Raw genomic sequence first — 15,965 nt, forward strand, 5'->3', positions numbered from 1 at the left:
TTCCTTTCCTGGTGGGATTTTCAGCCGAAATATTCGGGCCGGCTCACATAGGTGTCGGTGACGAACATGACCCCGGGCGATTCGTCGAGCAGGCGGCGGAGGCCGACGATCAACGCCGCGGACTTCGCCTCCGGGACAACGGAGATGAGCAACTCGAGGGCGGACTGTTGATTGAAAAGCAGCCGGCCCTGGTGGTAGCCGTTGTGTCCGAGTCCCGACACGCCGGACACGCTGGTGAAACCCGTTGCCCCGGCGCTGCGGAACTGCTCGCGAACCGCGGGTACGTTTTCACCGGGAACGACGACTTCGATCTTGGTCATCTTGGTCAGCCCGTCTACCGACATGGGATTGCCTCCTGCTCGGTTGGGTGGTGGGGGTCGGCGGCGGCGGTCGACTCCCATGGCCGCCAGCCGCCGCGGGTCCAGCGTTGCCAGGCTTGGTGTGTGTGCTCCCGGGCGGCCAGGCAGACCCAGTCGTTGCCGAACAAGTTCTGCAGCAATGGGTTTCGCTGAATGATCGTGTCGATGCGCTGCAGCGGTGCCTGGACGATGGTCAACAACCGCATGGGTTCGTGCCCGAAAGTCTGGCCATCGGCGAGCGACTGCCGGGGCAACCCCAGCTTGAGGTCGCCGCCGTAGCCCGCCAGCACACCCACGCCGCCGACGACGTTGTGGATGGTCTTGGTTCCCGCTCCGAAGACCTCCGGAGCCACCGTCGAGAAGTAGTACTGGCAGTTGATCCATTGAGCGACCACCATCGGCGCGGTCATAATGGTTTCCAGTGCGCTGCCCTCGGGGTCGACGTCGGCTTCGTAGGAGTGCAGGAAAACCCGCCGGTGCAGGTCGATTCCGTGGGTGAGTGCGCGGGGCGCCACGATGAACGCCGCGTTGCCGGCCAGGCCCCACTCGGGGAACACCTGGGCCCAGTCGACGGATCGTCTCGCGACGTGGCGTGCGGCGCGCGCCGGGCCGGCCGCGGCGGGGCCGCCGGGGAGACCCGGGCAGCGCTCGGCGGCCAGTTCGGCGCCGGCGATGCCCAGGTCCGTGCCGAGCCTGCGCACGTCGTGACGATGGGTGGCCGGAACCAGATGCTCGTCCAAGATGGTGATGCGGTCGGTCGCGGTGTCATGCTGAGCGGCGACGAACCAGGTGTCGTGCGGGATCGCGATGCCCGCGTTGCGCAATTCGCCGCGCACGTCGGCGTTGTTGAGTATGGCCGCAGCGGTGCGGGCGTTCGGGCCGCCCGCCTGCCCGCCGCAAGCCCCGCAGTCCAGCGCCGCCTGATATGGGTTGTTTTCGGTGACGCTGCCGTGCCCGCACAAGACGACGAGGCGGGCGAATGCCTCGGTGAGTCCCATGGTGGCGAGCGCCACCTGCGCGTAGAGGACGCGACGGGCCAGGTCGGACGTGTCGTTGATCGACAGCACGGTGGGCGCGGGGGGTGCCAGCCGGTCGCGCAGCCGCCGGCGCAGTGCGCCAGATGCTTTCGGGCTCAGCGTTTTGGCCGCTGCCCACGGACCGGCGGCCCAGCCCGCGGCCTCGGCCAACGCGAACGGGGCGAGCAGCGCTTGTTTGGCTGCGCTGAACGCCGACTCGGCTCCGGCCATCGTCTCGCTGCCGGCGCGCAGGCGCCGCGCGGCGGCGGCGGCCGACGGTGCCGGGGCCTCGCTGACCTCGTGTTCGGGGCTGATCAACACCGGGCAAAGATCGTCGGGGGTTCCGCCGAGCAGGCTGGTGAACCGGATCGCGACGGCGAAGAAGCCGGCGAAACCGAATGTCTGGTATGCGCCCAGGGATTCGATGTGGCGACGCAGCCCCTCGGACCGGGTGTCGATGCAGCACACGAGTTGGGCTGCCGGTCGCCCACCGCTCGGTGCCGGCTCGCTCCGCGCCAACGACCGCAGCAGCGCGTCGCGGTAGTTCGCCTCGTAGGCCTGCTGCCACACCATGGGCCGGGCGGTGACGGGCAGCGCCGACAACACCCGTGCGGCCGCACCCAGGTCGCCGTCCTGCACCTCGTCCAGCTCCCAGGCCCGGGCCAGCGCGGCCGCCCGTTCGCGGGCCGAGGGAACGGGCTGATCGCCGGTCCCGGACGACCTGGGCGGTGGCGCAGAACCACTGTGCGACAACAACACCGCTTCGTAGGTCAGCCGCATGGCGAGGTAGTCCAGCAGGTTCACACCGGTGACGCGCCCCGCGGACCACCGGACGTGGGCGGCCCAGCCCGGCAGGCGGGTCAAGTGCGCCTGCAGGTAGGTGATTCGTTCGTCGGCGCCGACAGCCAACTGCTCCAGGGCCTGCAGCGCGGCATCGTCGGATCGGTTGGGCACCTGCTTCAGCGCGGCCCGGACACTCCTGCTCAGCGTCTGGTCCCCGGCCGCCAGTTCCCGCCAAGCGTGGTAGAAGCCGTCGTGCTGACCGGGCATTTGCCAGGCCGCCGCAGGCGAGCCGAAGTACGCCGCACACCATCTGGCGGCCTGGTCGTCGACCTGTTGGGCTACCCGCGGTTCCGCCTTTTCGCTGCGGGTCATGTTGCGCCGCTTGGGTGCCGGCGCGGGCTCGCTGTACAGGAGGTCGGCGCGCAGCAATTCCGCGGGCGTCACCGAGCGGTCCCTCATCCGGACGGGCGCGCCGTCCAGCAGCGCCGGGTAGCGCTGCCGCAGCACCGTTTCCAGGTCGGCGTCGGTGATCCGTCCGCGGCGGTAGAGGTCGCGGTAGGTGGTCTCGTCGAGCATGCCGCGGATGCCGTAGAGATCACCGGCGCGCCGGGCGGCCTGCTCGAAGGGCATCGACTCCAGCCCGGCCAGCGGGTTGACCGCGATGAACGTCTCCAGCGGGTAGTGGGTCGGTATCACGCGGGCGGCCAGGTTGACCTCGCTGCGCAGCAGCGCGCGGCGGGTTTCGATCGAGATGTGGTCAGCCACCGTGGTCACCGGAACGCTCCTGTCGTTGTCATCGGAATCTGTCCTGCTACCAGTGCTTTCGTGTACACGGCGCGTTGCAGCCGGCCGGTGCGGCCGTTGGGCGGCGCCTGGCGCGCCAGGGCCAGCGCGCCCAGGACGACAGCCACCGCGGCGAGGGCGGGCGTCGCGGCGGCCGGCACGGTGGCCGCGGGCAGGTCCGGAGCCAGGAACCCGGTCACGGCGCGCATCAGCGCCACGTACCCGACTGCCGCCGTCAGCAGCGCCGCGCCACCGGCCAGGGCGGCCCTTGCGCCCGAGATACGTGACAGCCAGCCCGCCAACGCCGCCGCTACGGTCGCCCAGGTGAAGATCAGCAGCGCTGTTGCCGAGCCGTGCTCGGCCGCGGGCACGCGCACGATGGCGGCAGCGGCGTACAGCGCGGCGGCGGACACGAGCATCGCCGCGAGCCGGATCGCCGTCCGCCGTGGCGCGGTCAGGTTCGGAGCGGCCGGCCTGGAGGCCTTTTGGCGACGCCGTGCTATCGCCGAGCCGGACGACAGGAACAACGTGGCCTTGTAGAAGCCGTGGCCCACCAGGTGGAAGACCGCGGCGGCGGACAGCCCCAGGCCGCAGGTCAGGATCATGAAACCCATCTGGGCCATCGTCGAGTACACCAATGCCCCCTTGATGTCGGCTCTGGTGAGCATCACGACGCCGCCGTAGACCATGCTCAGCATGCCGGCGCCGAACGCCAGGGCCATGGCGACGGCAGAGCCGGTGACTATGGGGCTGAGCCGGACCAGCAGCACACCGCCGGCATTGACCACACCGGCGTGCAGGAGCGCCGAGACGGGAGTCGGTGCGGCCAGCGTCGCGGGAAGCCAGCTCTGGAAAGGGATCTGGGCCGATCGCGACAGAGCCGCCACGACGATCAGGGCGGCGGCCGCCGGCAGGAGTGGCGATTGCTCGATTCCGTTGTTGCTCGATGTCGAGAGCCTGACGTTGCCCCCGTGTGCGGTGACCAGGCCGACCGCCAGCCACAGGGCAAGGTCGCCCAGCACGAACGCGGTGGCGGTGCGCCGCACCCCTTCCCGGGCAGCCGGCAGCTCCCAGTAGGTGGCCAGCAGCAGGCACAGCGCGGCGCCGGCCGACGTCCAGCTGATGGCGAGTCCGACGAGGGTTCCGGCGGTCATCAGGCCGGCGGAGGCGGTGGTGAGCAGGCCGGCGCCGGCGGTGAACCAGTGCGCCCGTCCGTCGCCTGCGAGGTATCGCAGCGCGAATGCCTGGACCACCGCGCTCACCCCGTAGACCAGCACCAGCAGCAGTGCGCTCAGCCTGTCGGCTTCCAGCTCGACGAGCTGGGTGCCGTGCTGCGTGCGCAACGTGGCCGACACGGGGCCGTCGATCGTCACGGCGAGTCCGAGCAGGGCTGCGCCGAGGAATCCCGCACCGGCGGCCGAGGCTCCGATTCTTCCCACGATGCGGGGAGAGCGCGAACCGGCCAGCGGAGCGGTCAGCGAAGCGAAGAGGGGCAGTGCGACAACACCGACGAGTATCGCAGGAGCGGTGTACATGTGCAGAACAGTACGCGAGACACAATACACGGGTCAACCATCATGAAATAAAGATCGTATGACGACGCCGTCGTACCAGATCAAGGCCGAGTTCTTCAAGACGCTGGGACATCCGGCGCGAATCCGTGTCCTCGCATTGCGCTCGTCGGGGACAAGTCGGTCGCCGAACTGCTGGCGGAGGTCGGGCTGGAATCGTCGAACCTGTCCCAGCGGCTGGGCGTCCTGCGCCGCGCGGGTGTGGTCGAGGCGCACCGGGACGGCAACACGATGATCTACTCGATCGCCTCGCCGGACATCGCCGAACTGCTGACGGTGGTGCGCAAGGTTCTCACCGGGGTACTCAACGACAGCATCGCGGTCCTGGAAGACCTGCGGGCCGGCGCGGAGTAGCTGCCATGGGCTGGATCGGCAAAGCTTTCCGGGTCGGGCGGGTCGCCGAGCCCGCCGGGCCGGCGCCGCAGCCTGCGACGAATCTCGTTGCCGCAGTGCGTGGTTCGCTGCAAGATCCGGCACGTCGACGCCGGCTCCTGCAACGGGAGCGAGGTGGAGAGCCCGGGCGCGTTCGGGCCGGTGTACGACGCCGAGCGGTTCGGCGCCCGGCTGGTGGCTCCCCGCGCCACGCGGACGCGGCCCTGGTGACCGGTGTGGTGACGCGCAACATGGCCGATCCGCTGCGCGACACCGTCGACGCCACACCGCGACCGCGGCGGGTGATCGCTTGCGGGGACTGCGCGCTCAACGGAGGGGTGTCCGGCGACGGTGACGGTGTGGTCGGCGCGGTCGGCGAGGTGGTTGCCGTCGACGTCGGAATCCCCGGGTGCCCGCCGACGCCGAGCCGGATTGTCGAAGCGCTGCGATCGGTGACCGGCAAGTGACCGCGCTGAAAGCGTTGTGGCGCAGTTATTACCGGTCCCTGTGCACGGGCGCGCTGACCCTGGTGGCCAGGGAGGCGATGGCGGTCGCCTCGTTGGTGCTGGCGCTGGCCGAGCACTACCGGCCCGAGGTAGGCTCCGCCGCCCTGCTGTACGCGGTCAGACCCAGGTGGGGTTCGCGGCGATCCTGGTCGCCCTGATGGTGCGGCCGGCGGCCGGCGGCGCGGACCGGTTCACCGGGTTGCGCGAGCTCCCCCGGGCGCGCGCACCGCGGTGTTCCTGTTGACGCTGGCCGGGTTCGGGCCGAAGGGCGGCCTGGTGCCGCCCGCTACACGGTGCGCCGGGACGAGTTCGCCGCGGCGACGGAGCTGGCCTGCCTTTTGATCGAAAACCACTGCGGCCCAAACCGTCACATCCTCGACGCGGCGCGCGTCCCCGGCAGCGGTGTCGGCACCGTCGAGGGCTGGCGCGGCACCGTCGTGTACCGCGCCGAGATCGTGGACCCGTCCTGGTTCAACTGGCCCGCACTGCCCGTCGCGATGGCCGACACCATCGTCCCCGACTTCCCGTTGGCCAACAAGAGTTCCAACCAGTCCTACGCCGGTAACGACCTTTGAGCCCTACCCCTCGCCGGCCAGCGCGAACCGGCCGTCCGCGGTCCGGGTGACCAGGCCGTCGGCGAGTAGGGAGTTCAGCGCCCGCTCACGCTGGAGGTGATCGGCCCGCCACGCCACCTCGAGTTCGGCGCGGGTCACCGGAGAATCGCTGGTGCGCAGGACATCGAGCAACCGCCCCCGGACCTGACGGTCGGTGCCGGCGTAGGTCTGCGCGCGGCGCGGCGGCCCCTGCGCCTCGGGGTAACCGGCGCGGCGCCACCCGCACTCGCCGAGCGGGCACAGCCCGCATCGCGGGGTGCGCGCGGTGCAGACCGTCGCACCCAGTTCCATCAGGGCCACCGAGAACCGGGGCGCGGTGTCGTCGGCGGGCAGCAGCGCCGCGACGTCGGCATGGTCGCGGGCCGGCGACGGTACGGCGGCGTCGGCCCGGCCGTGCACGGCCCGGGCCACCACGCGGCGCACGTTGGTGTCCACCACCGGCACCGGCCTTTGGTAGGCGAAGCAGGCCACTGCACGCGCGGTGTAGCTGCCGACGCCGGGCAGGGTCAGCAACGTCTCGACGTCGTCGGGGACCACGTCGTCGTGGTCGCGGGCGATGACGGTGGCGCACTCGTGCAGTCGCTTGGCCCGCCGGGGATAGCCCAGCTTGCCCCAGGCGCGCAGGACGTCCGCCGCGCTGGCGGCGGCGGTGGCCGACGGGGTTGGCCAGCGACGCACCCATTCGGACCAGACCGGCAGCACCCGGGACACCGGCGTCTGCTGCAGCATGAACTCGCTGACCAATATCTGCCACGCGCTGACGCCCGGCTCGCGCCACGGCAGGTCGCGCCGGGACCGGTCATACCACGGCAGCAACTCGTCGGCACGCACAGTTGGGCTTCCGTTCACCGGCGGGTGGGGCATGATGTGGACCATGCCTAACACCAGTCCGGTAACCGCGTGGAAAGCACTCAAAGAGGGTAACGAGAGGTTCGTCGCCGGCAAGCAACAGCATCCCAGCCAGAGCGTCGAGCACCGGGCCAGCCTGGCCGCGGGGCAGAAGCCGACCGCCGTCGTGTTCGGCTGCGCGGACAGCCGAGTGGCGGCCGAGCTCATCTTCGACCAGGGCCTGGGCGACATGTTCGTGGTGCGCACCGCCGGCCAGGCCATCGACGCGGCGGTGCTGGGTTCCATCGAGTTCGCGGTCACGGTCCTCGACGTGCCGCTCATCGTCGTGCTCGGCCACGACAGCTGCGGCGCCGTCAAGGCGGCGCTGAGCGCGATCGACGACGGTGCGATACCGAGCGGCTTCGTGCGCGATGTGGTGGAGCGGGTCACCCCCTCGATCCTGATGGGCCGCCGCGAAGGCCTGAGCCGCGTCGACGAGTTCGAGGAACGGCACGTGCGCGAGACGGTGGCGCAGCTCATGTCGCGCTCGTCGGCCATTTCCGAGCGCGTCGCCGCGGGCACGCTGGCGCTAGCGGGGGTCACCTACCACCTCGCCGACGGGCGCGCGGCGTTGCGCGGCCACGTCGGCGACATCGGCGAATAGGCGGGGCATAGCCGGCTGACGGACGGGCGACGAGCGCCCCACTAACACGGCGGTTGGCCGGCTAACTCCGCGACACGCCGAGGCGGGTCGGGCAAAACCGGATGACCTGGGCCTACGGTGTGAATGTGTTGGATCTGGAACCGCGTGGCCCGCTACCCACGGAGATCTATTGGCGGCGCAGGGGCCTGGCGCTGGGCATAGCGATCATCGTGGTCGGAATCGTGGTCGCGATCGTCGTCGGCTTCATGGGCGGCAGCGAGGGCGCCAAACCCGCCAGTGCCGACAAACCCAACTCCGCTCAGGGCAAGCCGGGCTCGCCCGCGCCGCAGGCCCCGCCGGCGGCCCCAGGGCAGGACGGCAACAGCCCGGCGGCGCCGGGTCCGGGACAGAACCTGGAAATGCCCACCCCCACTGCGGCGGTGCAGCCGCCGCCGGTGCTGAAGGAGGGCGACGACTGCCCCGATTCGACGCTGGCTGTCAAGGGGCTGACCAACCAGCCGCAGTACTTCATCGGCGACCAGCCGAAGTTCACCATGGTCGTGACCAACATCGGCCTGGTGGCGTGCAAGCGGGACGTCGGTGCCGCGGTGCTGGCCGCATATGTCTACTCTCTGGACAACAAGCGGTTGTGGTCCAACCTGGACTGCGCGCCGTCCAACGAGACCCTGATCAAGACCTTCACGCCGGGCGAGCAGGTGACGACGGCGGTGACGTGGACCGGCATGGGGTCGGCGCCGCACTGCCCGCTGCCGCGGCCGGCCATCGGGCCCGGCACCTACAACCTCGTCGTGCAGCTGGGCAATCTGCGCTCGCAGGCGGTTCCGTTCATCCTGAACCCCCCGCCGCCCCCACCGGGTCCGCTGCCCGCGCCGGGTCCGGCCGCCGCGGCCCCGCCGGAGGGCCCGCAGGTCGCCCCGGCCCGCACGGGCTGAGATCTCAGCTGAGGGGGTCGGCGATCGTCGACTCCGCCAATTGCGACAGCCCCTCCCGCACGTGGCGGGCCCACATCGCGCCGATGCCCTCCACTGACTGCAGGTCGTTTGCGCTGGCCGCCAGCAGCCCCTGCAGCGTCCCGAACGAGCGGACCAGCAGATCGACGTGGGCGAACTGCAGCCGGGGAATGCCGGCCATCGCGCGGTAGCCGCGCGGGCTCAGCGCCGAATCCTGAGCCTCGGCTGTCGTGGGATATCCGAAGACCTTTGCCAGAGAAGTGAAATCGAGCAGCTCGGCATCCGACAGCGCGTCCAGCTCGTCCAGGGTGGCGGTCATCTGCGCTCCAGGCAGCGGCTCCGGGCTGGCGTGATAGTCCCGCACGATCAGTTCGCGGGCGACGTCGTTGCCGCCGAGTAGCTCCTCGAGCTGCAGCCGCAGCTGGCGCCCGTCGGTGCCCAGCTCGACGACGTCGCTGTCGATCGCCAGGCCGATCCGGCGCACCAGTTCGAGCCGCTGCACGACCGTCATGACGTCGCGCAGCGTCACGAAGTCCTCGATCTCGGCCCGTGACAGCTGCCTGCTGACCTCGTCCAGCCGCGCCTTGTACCGTTCCAGCGTGGCGATCGCCTGGTTGGCGCGCGAGAGGATGGTCGCCGAATCGGCCACCACGTGGCGTTCCCCGCCGACGTAGACGGTGACGATGTTCATCGAGTGGCTGACCGAGATCACCGGGTAGCCGGTCTGGATCGCGGCCCGCTCCGCGGAGCGGTGGCGGGTTCCCGATTCGTCGGTGGGTATCGACGGGTCCGGGACCAACTGCACGTTGGCCCGCACGATCCGGCTGCCGTCGGTGGACAGTACGACGGCCCCGTCCATCTTCGCCAGTTCGCGCAGCCGCGTGGGCGCGTACCGGACGTCGAGCGCGAAGCCGCCGTCGCAGATGGCCTCGACGTTCTCGTCGTTGCCGAGCACGATCAGTGCGCCGGTGCGGCCCCGCAGGATGCGCTCCAGGCCGTCCCGGAGCCCGGTCCCCGGGGCCAGGCGGGCGACAGTCTCACGCAGACTCGGACCGGTCACAGCGTGTCATTCTGCGGCCACATCGCGTTATGCGTCCAGCCGCCGCGGTCCCGGGGGCGTGGCGCTGCGGTGATCGGCGATGTCGATCATGTGCTCGAGCGCCGCGACGATGGTCGGTGCCCGCAGCGCCCGCATGCCGCGCGGCACGATCTCGCGTCGGGGGTTGTCCCCGTCGGGAATCAGGGCGATGGTGAATCCCTGGCGTGCGGCCTCGCCCAGCCGCCGCTCCATCCCGCCGACCCGGCGCAGGTCGCCCGCGAGGCCGACCTCGCCGATCATCACCGCCGTCGTCGGCAGCGGCAGGTCGGCGTATGCCGACGCGAGCGCCAGCGCGACGGCCAGATCCGAGGACGGGTCGGTCAACCGCATGCCGCCCACGGTCGACAGGTAGACGTCGTTGACGGCGATGTTCAACCTGGCGTGCTTCTCCAGCACGGCGCCGATCATCGCGGCGCGGGAGTGGTCGATTCCGCTGACGGCGCGCCGTGGTGACCCGCCGGAAGGCGTCGCCAGCAACGCCTGGACCTCGCCGATCAGCGGCCGCTTCCCGTCCAGTGCCACGGTGATCGCGGTCCCCGGGACCGGCGCCGGCCGCTGGTCCAGGAACAGGTTCGATGGGTCGGCGACACCCTCGATGCCGTTGTCGTGCAACATGAAACAGCCGACCTCGTCGGCCGCGCCGAAGCGGTTCTTCACGCCACGGACCATGCGCAGCGGACCGTTGCGGTCGCCCTCGAAATGCAGCACGACGTCGACGAGGTGTTCCAGTGACCGCGGCCCGGCTATCGCCCCGTCCTTGGTGACGTGGCCGACCAGGATCAGCGCGAAGCCGCCGGCCTTCGCGGCCGCGGTCAGGGCGGCGGTGACCGCGCGCACCTGCGTGACGCCGCCGGCGACGCCGTCGGCCTCGGTCGTGGACATGGTCTGTACCGAGTCCACGACGACTAGCGCGGGTTTCACCGTCGCGATGTGCTCCAGCACCGCGTGCACGTCCGATTCGGCGGCCAGGTAGAGCTGGTCACCGCCGCATCCGGTGCGGTCGGCGCGCAGCCTGATCTGGCCGGCGGACTCCTCACCGGAGACGTAGAGCGCGCGCCGGCCCGACTGCGCACACCGATGGGCGACCTCGAGCAGCAGCGTCGACTTGCCCGCGCCGGGGTCGCCGGCCAGCAGCGTGACCGATCCGGGCACCACACCGCCCCCGAGCACCCGGTCCAGTTCGTCGACACCGGTCGAGCGGTGCCGGCTGGCGTCGGGTTGCACGGAGGTGATCGGAACGGCCCGGGACGCGGGCGGCCCCCGGCGGGCGCCACCGACCGCGCTGAGCACCGCGACCTCGTCGACCGTGCCCCAGGTGCCGCATTCCAGACAGCGGCCCACCCACTTGGCGGTGACGTGGCGGCATTCCGAGCAGCGGTATTGGGAGCGCGTGTTTGCCACGCCATGAACGTATCGGGCGGGTCCGACAAGCCCGGCGTGACAGGCCGGGAACGCCCGGGTCAGACCTCCGGAGAGGTCACCGGGGCTGAGATCGGCACGAGCACGCTGGCCTGCCCGGCCTTCTCGAAATTGAAGGTGAAGTGGTAGTTGAGGCCGTTGGTGATCGGCTTGGCCAGGGTGATGGTCGCCCTGGCCGCGGTGTCGGAGTCGATCGGGCCCGGGGCGACGTACTTGCCCTCCGGTTCGCCGATGAACAACATTCCGCCGGCGGGGATGCGGGTGTCGCCGGACACGGTCACCGTGCCGATCTCGCTGGTGATGCCCACGAGGTTGTCGGTGGTGTCCGGGGACTCGTTGACGGCCACCAGCGCCAGGTCCACCGTGCGGCCCGGCTGCAGGAAGTCGCCGCGCTGAACGGCTTGGATGCGGATGTTCCGCAGCGCCACGTGCTGGATCGTCACCTTGTTCCCGTTGATGGCCGGATCCTGGAGCGCCGTCTGCGAAACCTGGCCGGCTCCGCAGCCGCTGAGCAGGGCGGCCAAGCCCAGAACGGCGATGACGGCAAGGGGGAGGCGGATCTTGGAACGGTTCACTCGGTGCCTCCTGGCGGGCCGGTTCGACTTGGCAACGATGCGCATTCGCCTTTGCAACTATGCAGAGTAGTAGGAACCCGCCGACCGCGGTAGCGCGGGGCGCAGGACGGGCGGGGTGACCTGCGTAACGGGCCTCCGGTAGACTACCTAAAGGGTAAAAACGAGGAGATGGATGTGTGTCCCATTGCACGTCTTGCTCCTCCTGTCAACCCCTAACCTACGCGTGTTGTGCCTCTGACCTGCACTGTTGCTTCGCGCGTGTTGGGCCGCCGTGTTAGGATGAAGTAACGAAAGGGGCTCGAATCAGATGATCTTCAAGGTCGGCGACACCGTTGTCTACCCCCACCACGGTGCTGCGTTAGTCGAGGCGATCGAAACCCGGACCATCAAAGGGGAACAAAAAGAGTATCTCGTCTTGAAAGTGGCGCAGGGCGACCTGACAGTTCGAGTTCCCGCGGATAACGCCGAGTACGTCGGCGTCCGCGATGTCGTCGGACAGGAAGGCCTCGACAAGGTCTTCCAGGTGCTGCGGGCCCCCCACACCGAGGAGCCGACCAACTGGTCCCGCCGGTACAAGGCCAACCTCGAGAAGCTCGCCTCCGGCGACGTCAACAAGGTCGCCGAGGTGGTGCGCGACCTGTGGCGGCGCGACCAGGAGCGCGGGCTGTCCGCCGGCGAGAAGCGCATGCTGGCCAAGGCTCGGCAGATTCTGGTCGGCGAACTGGCGCTCGCGGAGAGCACCGACGACGCCAAGGCCGAGACCATCCTCGACGAGGTTCTTGCCGCCGCTTCCTGAAGGCCGTGGCTGTGGTGGTCGCGGTTGTCCCGGCGGCGGGCTCCGGCCAACGGTTGGCCGCCGGCATTGCGAAGGCATTCTGTGAGGTCGACGGGCGCACCCTGCTGGAACGCGCCGTCACCGGCCTGCTGGAGTCGGGGGTCGTCGACCGGGTGGTCGCGGCCGTCCCCCCCGACCGTGTCGACCAGGCCGGACAGTCGCTGGCCGGGCGGGCCACCGTCGTGGCCGGCGGAGCCGACCGCTACGAGTCGGTGCGCTTGGCGCTGTCGGCCCTCGACGAGTCGGATCACCCGGACTACGTGCTGGTGCACGACGCCGCCCGCGCGCTCACACCGCCCACACTGATCGTGCGCGTGGTCGAGGCGCTGCGCGCCGGCCATCCCGCGGTCGTGCCGGCGCTGCCTTTGCACGACACCATCAAGGCCGTGGACGCCAACGGGGTGGTACTGGGCACCCCGGAGCGGGCCGGGCTGCGAGCCGTGCAGACGCCGCAGGGGTTCGCCACCGACCTGCTGTTGCGCGCCTATCGGGCCGTTCGGGGTAGCGGGGGCGCCGGCGGCTTCACCGACGACGCGTCCCTCGTCGAGCATGTCGGCGGCCAGGTTCAGGTGGTCGACGGTGACCCGCTGGCGTTCAAGATCACCACCCAGCTCGATCTGTTGCTGGCCGAGGCGATCGTGCGCCGATGACCCAGCTGCCCCGCGTCGGTCTGGGGACCGACGTCCACCCGATCCAGCCCGGGCGCCCCTGCTGGCTGGTCGGGCTGTTGTTCCCGGACGCCGACGGCTGCGCCGGCCACTCCGACGGCGACGTCGGGGCGCACGCGCTCTGCGACGCGGTGCTGTCGGCGGCGGGGCTGGGCGACATCGGCGCCGTGTTCGGTGTCGACGATCCGCGCTGGAAGGATGTCAGCGGCGCCGACATGCTAACCCACGTCGCCGACCTGATCTCGCGCCACGGCTTCCGGGTGGGCAACGCCGCGGTGCAGGTGATCGGCAACCGGCCGAAGATCGGCCCGCGCCGCGCCGAGGCGCAGCAGGTGCTGTCGGGTCTGCTGCGGGCGCCGGTGTCGGTGTCGGCGACGACCACCGACGGGCTGGGCCTGACCGGCCGCGGCGAGGGTCTGGCCGCCGTCGCCACCGCGTTGGTGGTCCCGATCGGGTAGCGCCCGCTGCGGGCGGGGCGGCCGTAACCAGCAGGTAAGCTGGCACGTCGTGACCGATCGCGCCCGCATGCGGCTACACGACACGGCGGCCGGCGCCGTGCGTGACTTTGTTCCGTTGCGCGCGGGCCACGTTTCGATCTACCTGTGCGGCGCCACCGTCCAGGGTCAGCCGCACATCGGGCACGTGCGCAGCGGGGTGGCCTTCGACATCCTGCGCCGCTGGCTGATCGCCCGCGGCTACGACGTGGCGTTCATCCGCAACGTGACCGACATCGACGACAAGATCCTCAACAAGGCCGCCGCGGCTGGCCGGCCGTGGTGGGAATGGGCGGCCACCTACGAGCGCGCGTTCACCGCGGCCTACGACGCGCTGGACGTCTTGCCGCCGTCCGCGGAGCCCCGGGCGACCGGGCACATCACCCAGATGGTCGAGCTGATGCAGCGCCTGATCGAGACGGGGCACGCCTACGCCGCCTGCGGGGACGTCTACTTCGACGTGCTCAGCTACCCCGAGTACGGGCAGCTGTCCGGGCACCGGATCGACGACGTCCACCAGGGTGAGGGCGCGGCCACCGGCAAGCGGGACCCGCGCGACTTCACCCTCTGGAAGGGCGCCAAGCCCGGCGAGCCGTCGTGGCCCACGCCCTGGGGCCGCGGCCGCCCGGGCTGGCACCTGGAATGCTCGGCGATGGCGCATACCTACCTCGGCGCGGAATTTGACATCCACTGCGGCGGAATGGATCTGGTTTTTCCCCACCACGAGAACGAGATCGCGCAGAGCCGCGCGGCCGGCGACGGGTTCGCCCGCTACTGGCTGCACAACGGCTGGGTGACGATGGGTGGGGAGAAGATGAGCAAGTCGCTGGGCAACGTGTTGTCGATACCGGCGATGCTGCAGCGGGTCCGCCCGGCCGAACTGCGCTACTACCTGGGCAGCGCGCACTACCGGTCGATGCTGGAGTTCTCCGAGACCGCCCTGCAGGACGCGGTCAAAGCCTATGTCGGGGTCGAGGAGTTCCTGCACCGCGTCCGCGCCCGGGTCGGTGCCGTCGAGCCGGGCGAATGGACCCCACGGTTCGCCGCGGCACTCGACGACGACCTGGCGGTTCCCGTCGCCCTGGCCGAAATCCATCACGCCCGCGCGGAAGGCAACCGGGCGCTCGATGCCGGCGATCACGAAGGTGCGCTCGAGCACGCCGGCGCGATCCGCGCGATGATGGGCATCCTGGGCTGCGACCCGCTCGACGAACGCTGGGAAACCCGCGACGAGACCTCGGCGGCGCTGGCCGCCGTCGACGTGCTGGTGCGCGCCGAACTGGAGCACCGGCAACGGGCCCGTCAGGAGCGCGACTGGGCCCTGGCCGACGAGATCCGCGATCGGCTCAACGAGGCCGGTGTCGAGGTCACCGACACCGCGGACGGGCCGCAGTGGTCGCTGCGCGGCGACGGGAGCAGGTAAATGGCCGGCAACTCGCGGCGCCGCGGCGCGGTGCGCAAGTCGGGAACCAAGAAGGGGCCGACGGTCGGGTCGGGCGGCCAGCGTCGCCGCGCGCTCGAGGGACGCGGGCCCACACCGCCGGCGCACATGCGGCCCAATCATCCCGCCGCCAAGCGCACGCAGCAGGCCCAGCCGCGCAGGCCCGCGCGGGGTAAAGCCGACGAGACCGAGACGGTGCTCGGCCGCAACCCGGTGCTGGAGTGTCTGCGCGCCGGTGTGCCGGCGACCGCGCTCTACGTCGCCCTGGGCGTCGAAGCCGACGAGCGGCTTACCGAATCGGTTGCGCGGGCCGCGGATTCGGGGATCTCGATCCTCGAGGTGCCGCGCTCGGACCTGGACCGCATGACCGCCAACCACCTGCACCAGGGCATCGCGTTGCAGGTGCCGCCGTACGACTACGCCCACCCCGCCGACCTGCTCGCCGACGCCCTCGGCTCGCCGCCGGCGCTGCTGGTCGCGCTGGACAACATCTCCGATCCGCGCAACCTGGGCGCCATCGTGCGTTCGGTGGCGGCGTTCGGCGGCCACGGCGTGCTGATCCCGCAGCGGCGATCGGCGTCGGTGACGGCGGTGGCCTGGCGCACCAGCGCCGGCGCGGCGGCCCGCATTCCGGTGGCGCGGGCCACCAATCTCACCAGGACGCTGAAGGATTGGGCCGACAAGGGACTGCGAGTCGTCGGCCTGGACGCCGGTGGCGACACCGCGCTCGACGGCCTGGACGGCACCGACCCGCTGGTGGTGGTCGTCGGCTCGGAAGGCAAGGGACTTTCGCGGCTGGTGCGGCAGAACTGTGACGAGGTGGTGTCGATCCCGATGGCCGGCGATACCGAGTCACTGAACGCCTCGGTGGCCGCCGGGGTGGTGCTCGCCGAGATAGCCCGCCAGCGCAGGAGCTAGCCTCTTTGGCCGAGCAGACGCAGAATCGCCCAAAACGGGCAGTTTCCCGGCGATTCTGCGTCTGCTCGCG

At 70.7% G+C, this 15,965-nt stretch carries 14 protein-coding genes and 4 pseudogenes; 11 read left to right on the forward strand and 7 right to left on the reverse strand.

All coding sequences use genetic code 11. The annotated features are described in order from the left end of the window. Positions 1-20 precede the first annotated feature (20 nt). The 3 genes from AB8998_RS02610 to AB8998_RS02620 are packed head-to-tail and all read right to left on the reverse strand — an operon-like array spanning position 21 to position 4,476. Entirely contained in the window at positions 21-344 is a 324-nt protein-coding gene (locus AB8998_RS02610) for a P-II family nitrogen regulator (RefSeq protein ID WP_369736695.1), read from the reverse strand. Continuing rightward, the gene (locus AB8998_RS02615; RefSeq protein ID WP_369736696.1) at positions 335-2,932 is read right to left on the reverse strand and encodes a DUF2309 domain-containing protein; all 2,598 of its coding nucleotides are present in this window, start codon (positions 2,930-2,932) and stop codon (positions 335-337) included. Before AB8998_RS02615 ends, AB8998_RS02610 begins: the two co-directional genes overlap by 10 nt. Then, positions 2,929-4,476 (reverse strand): proton-conducting transporter transmembrane domain-containing protein, encoded by a 1,548-nt coding sequence (locus tag AB8998_RS02620; RefSeq protein WP_369736697.1) that lies wholly within the window; start codon positions 4,474-4,476, stop codon positions 2,929-2,931. The genes AB8998_RS02615 and AB8998_RS02620 overlap by 4 nt, the downstream gene beginning before the upstream one ends. A 58-nt stretch (positions 4,477-4,534) precedes the next feature. Between AB8998_RS02620 and AB8998_RS02625 the strand changes: the two are divergent. The 4 genes and pseudogenes from AB8998_RS02625 to AB8998_RS02640 all read left to right on the forward strand — a co-directional run. After that, a pseudogene (locus AB8998_RS02625) lies at positions 4,535-4,866 on the forward strand (ArsR/SmtB family transcription factor). A 5-nt stretch (positions 4,867-4,871) separates the two neighbouring features. Continuing rightward, a pseudogene (locus tag AB8998_RS02630) lies at positions 4,872-5,351 on the forward strand (NADH-quinone oxidoreductase subunit B family protein). Continuing rightward, positions 5,348-5,548, forward strand: coding sequence for a hypothetical protein (locus AB8998_RS02635; RefSeq protein ID WP_369736698.1), 201 nt, complete (start codon positions 5,348-5,350; stop codon positions 5,546-5,548). The pseudogene AB8998_RS02630 and the gene AB8998_RS02635 overlap by 4 nt, the downstream one beginning before the upstream one ends. A gap of 123 nt (positions 5,549-5,671) precedes the next feature. Next, positions 5,672-5,965: pseudogene (locus tag AB8998_RS02640) on the forward strand (formate hydrogenase); the annotation flags it as partial. 3 nt (positions 5,966-5,968) lie between these two features. Here the strand turns inward: AB8998_RS02640 and AB8998_RS02645 are convergent. Next, complete coding sequence (locus tag AB8998_RS02645; RefSeq protein WP_369736699.1) at positions 5,969-6,880, reverse strand: HhH-GPD family protein; 912 nt, start codon at positions 6,878-6,880, stop codon at positions 5,969-5,971. On the opposite strand from AB8998_RS02645, the gene AB8998_RS02650 reads away from it, so the two are divergent. Next, positions 6,879-7,496, forward strand: a complete 618-nt coding sequence (locus AB8998_RS02650; protein ID WP_369736700.1) for a carbonic anhydrase — start codon at positions 6,879-6,881, stop codon at positions 7,494-7,496. The genes AB8998_RS02645 and AB8998_RS02650 overlap by 2 nt on opposite strands. Positions 7,497-7,621: 125 nt before the next feature. Then, entirely contained in the window at positions 7,622-8,428 is an 807-nt protein-coding gene (locus AB8998_RS02655; protein WP_369736701.1) for a hypothetical protein, read from the forward strand. Between the two features lie 4 nt (positions 8,429-8,432). Here AB8998_RS02655 and disA read toward each other — a convergent pair whose 3' ends face one another. Genes disA through AB8998_RS02670 form a run of 3 tightly spaced genes read right to left on the reverse strand, consistent with a single transcriptional unit; the run spans position 8,433 to position 11,539 of the window. Further along, entirely contained in the window at positions 8,433-9,506 is a 1,074-nt protein-coding gene (gene disA / locus AB8998_RS02660) for a DNA integrity scanning diadenylate cyclase DisA (RefSeq protein WP_369736702.1), read from the reverse strand. A gap of 27 nt (positions 9,507-9,533) precedes the next feature. Beyond that, positions 9,534-10,946, reverse strand: a complete 1,413-nt coding sequence (gene radA / locus AB8998_RS02665; RefSeq protein ID WP_369736703.1) for a DNA repair protein RadA — start codon at positions 10,944-10,946, stop codon at positions 9,534-9,536. Positions 10,947-11,005: 59 nt separating this feature from the next. Then, the gene (locus AB8998_RS02670; RefSeq protein WP_369736704.1) at positions 11,006-11,539 is read right to left on the reverse strand and encodes a copper chaperone PCu(A)C domain-containing protein; all 534 of its coding nucleotides are present in this window, start codon (positions 11,537-11,539) and stop codon (positions 11,006-11,008) included. Positions 11,540-11,846: 307 nt separating this feature from the next. On the opposite strand from AB8998_RS02670, the gene carD reads away from it, so the two are divergent. From carD to rlmB, 5 genes and pseudogenes are all read left to right on the forward strand, one after another. Further along, positions 11,847-12,335, forward strand: a complete 489-nt coding sequence (gene carD, locus AB8998_RS02675; protein ID WP_007166539.1) for an RNA polymerase-binding transcription factor CarD — start codon at positions 11,847-11,849, stop codon at positions 12,333-12,335. Then, positions 12,332-13,024 carry a 2-C-methyl-D-erythritol 4-phosphate cytidylyltransferase gene (ispD, locus tag AB8998_RS02680; protein WP_369741401.1) on the forward strand — a complete coding sequence of 231 codons (693 nt, stop codon included), beginning with the start codon at positions 12,332-12,334 and terminating at the stop codon, positions 13,022-13,024. The genes carD and ispD overlap by 4 nt, the downstream gene beginning before the upstream one ends. Then, positions 13,021-13,500, forward strand: coding sequence for a 2-C-methyl-D-erythritol 2,4-cyclodiphosphate synthase (gene ispF / locus AB8998_RS02685; RefSeq protein WP_369736705.1), 480 nt, complete (start codon positions 13,021-13,023; stop codon positions 13,498-13,500). Before ispD ends, ispF begins: the two co-directional genes overlap by 4 nt. Before the next feature lie 49 nt (positions 13,501-13,549). Continuing rightward, positions 13,550-14,959, forward strand: a complete 1,410-nt coding sequence (gene cysS, locus AB8998_RS02690; RefSeq protein ID WP_369736706.1) for a cysteine--tRNA ligase — start codon at positions 13,550-13,552, stop codon at positions 14,957-14,959. Next, positions 14,960-15,924, forward strand: a pseudogene (gene rlmB / locus AB8998_RS02695) (23S rRNA (guanosine(2251)-2'-O)-methyltransferase RlmB); the annotation flags it as partial. Positions 15,925-15,965: the final 41 nt, after the last annotated feature.

The sequence above is a fragment of the Mycobacterium sp. HUMS_12744610 genome, from assembly GCF_041206865.1.
Classification (GTDB): Bacteria; Actinomycetota; Actinomycetes; order Mycobacteriales; family Mycobacteriaceae; genus Mycobacterium; species Mycobacterium servetii.

Coding starts and splice junctions, on each gene's coding strand:
- AB8998_RS02610 (WP_369736695.1), bottom strand. CDS start 344: ATGTCGGTAGACGGGCTGACCAAGATGACCAAGATCGAAGTCGTCGTT.
- AB8998_RS02620 (WP_369736697.1), bottom strand. CDS start 4,476: ATGTACACCGCTCCTGCGATACTCGTCGGTGTTGTCGCACTGCCCCTC.
- AB8998_RS02650 (WP_369736700.1), top strand. CDS start 6,879: ATGCCTAACACCAGTCCGGTAACCGCGTGGAAAGCACTCAAAGAGGGT.
- AB8998_RS02645 (WP_369736699.1), bottom strand. CDS start 6,880: ATGGTCCACATCATGCCCCACCCGCCGGTGAACGGAAGCCCAACTGTG.
- carD (WP_007166539.1), top strand. CDS start 11,847: ATGATCTTCAAGGTCGGCGACACCGTTGTCTACCCCCACCACGGTGCT.
- ispF (WP_369736705.1), top strand. CDS start 13,021: ATGACCCAGCTGCCCCGCGTCGGTCTGGGGACCGACGTCCACCCGATC.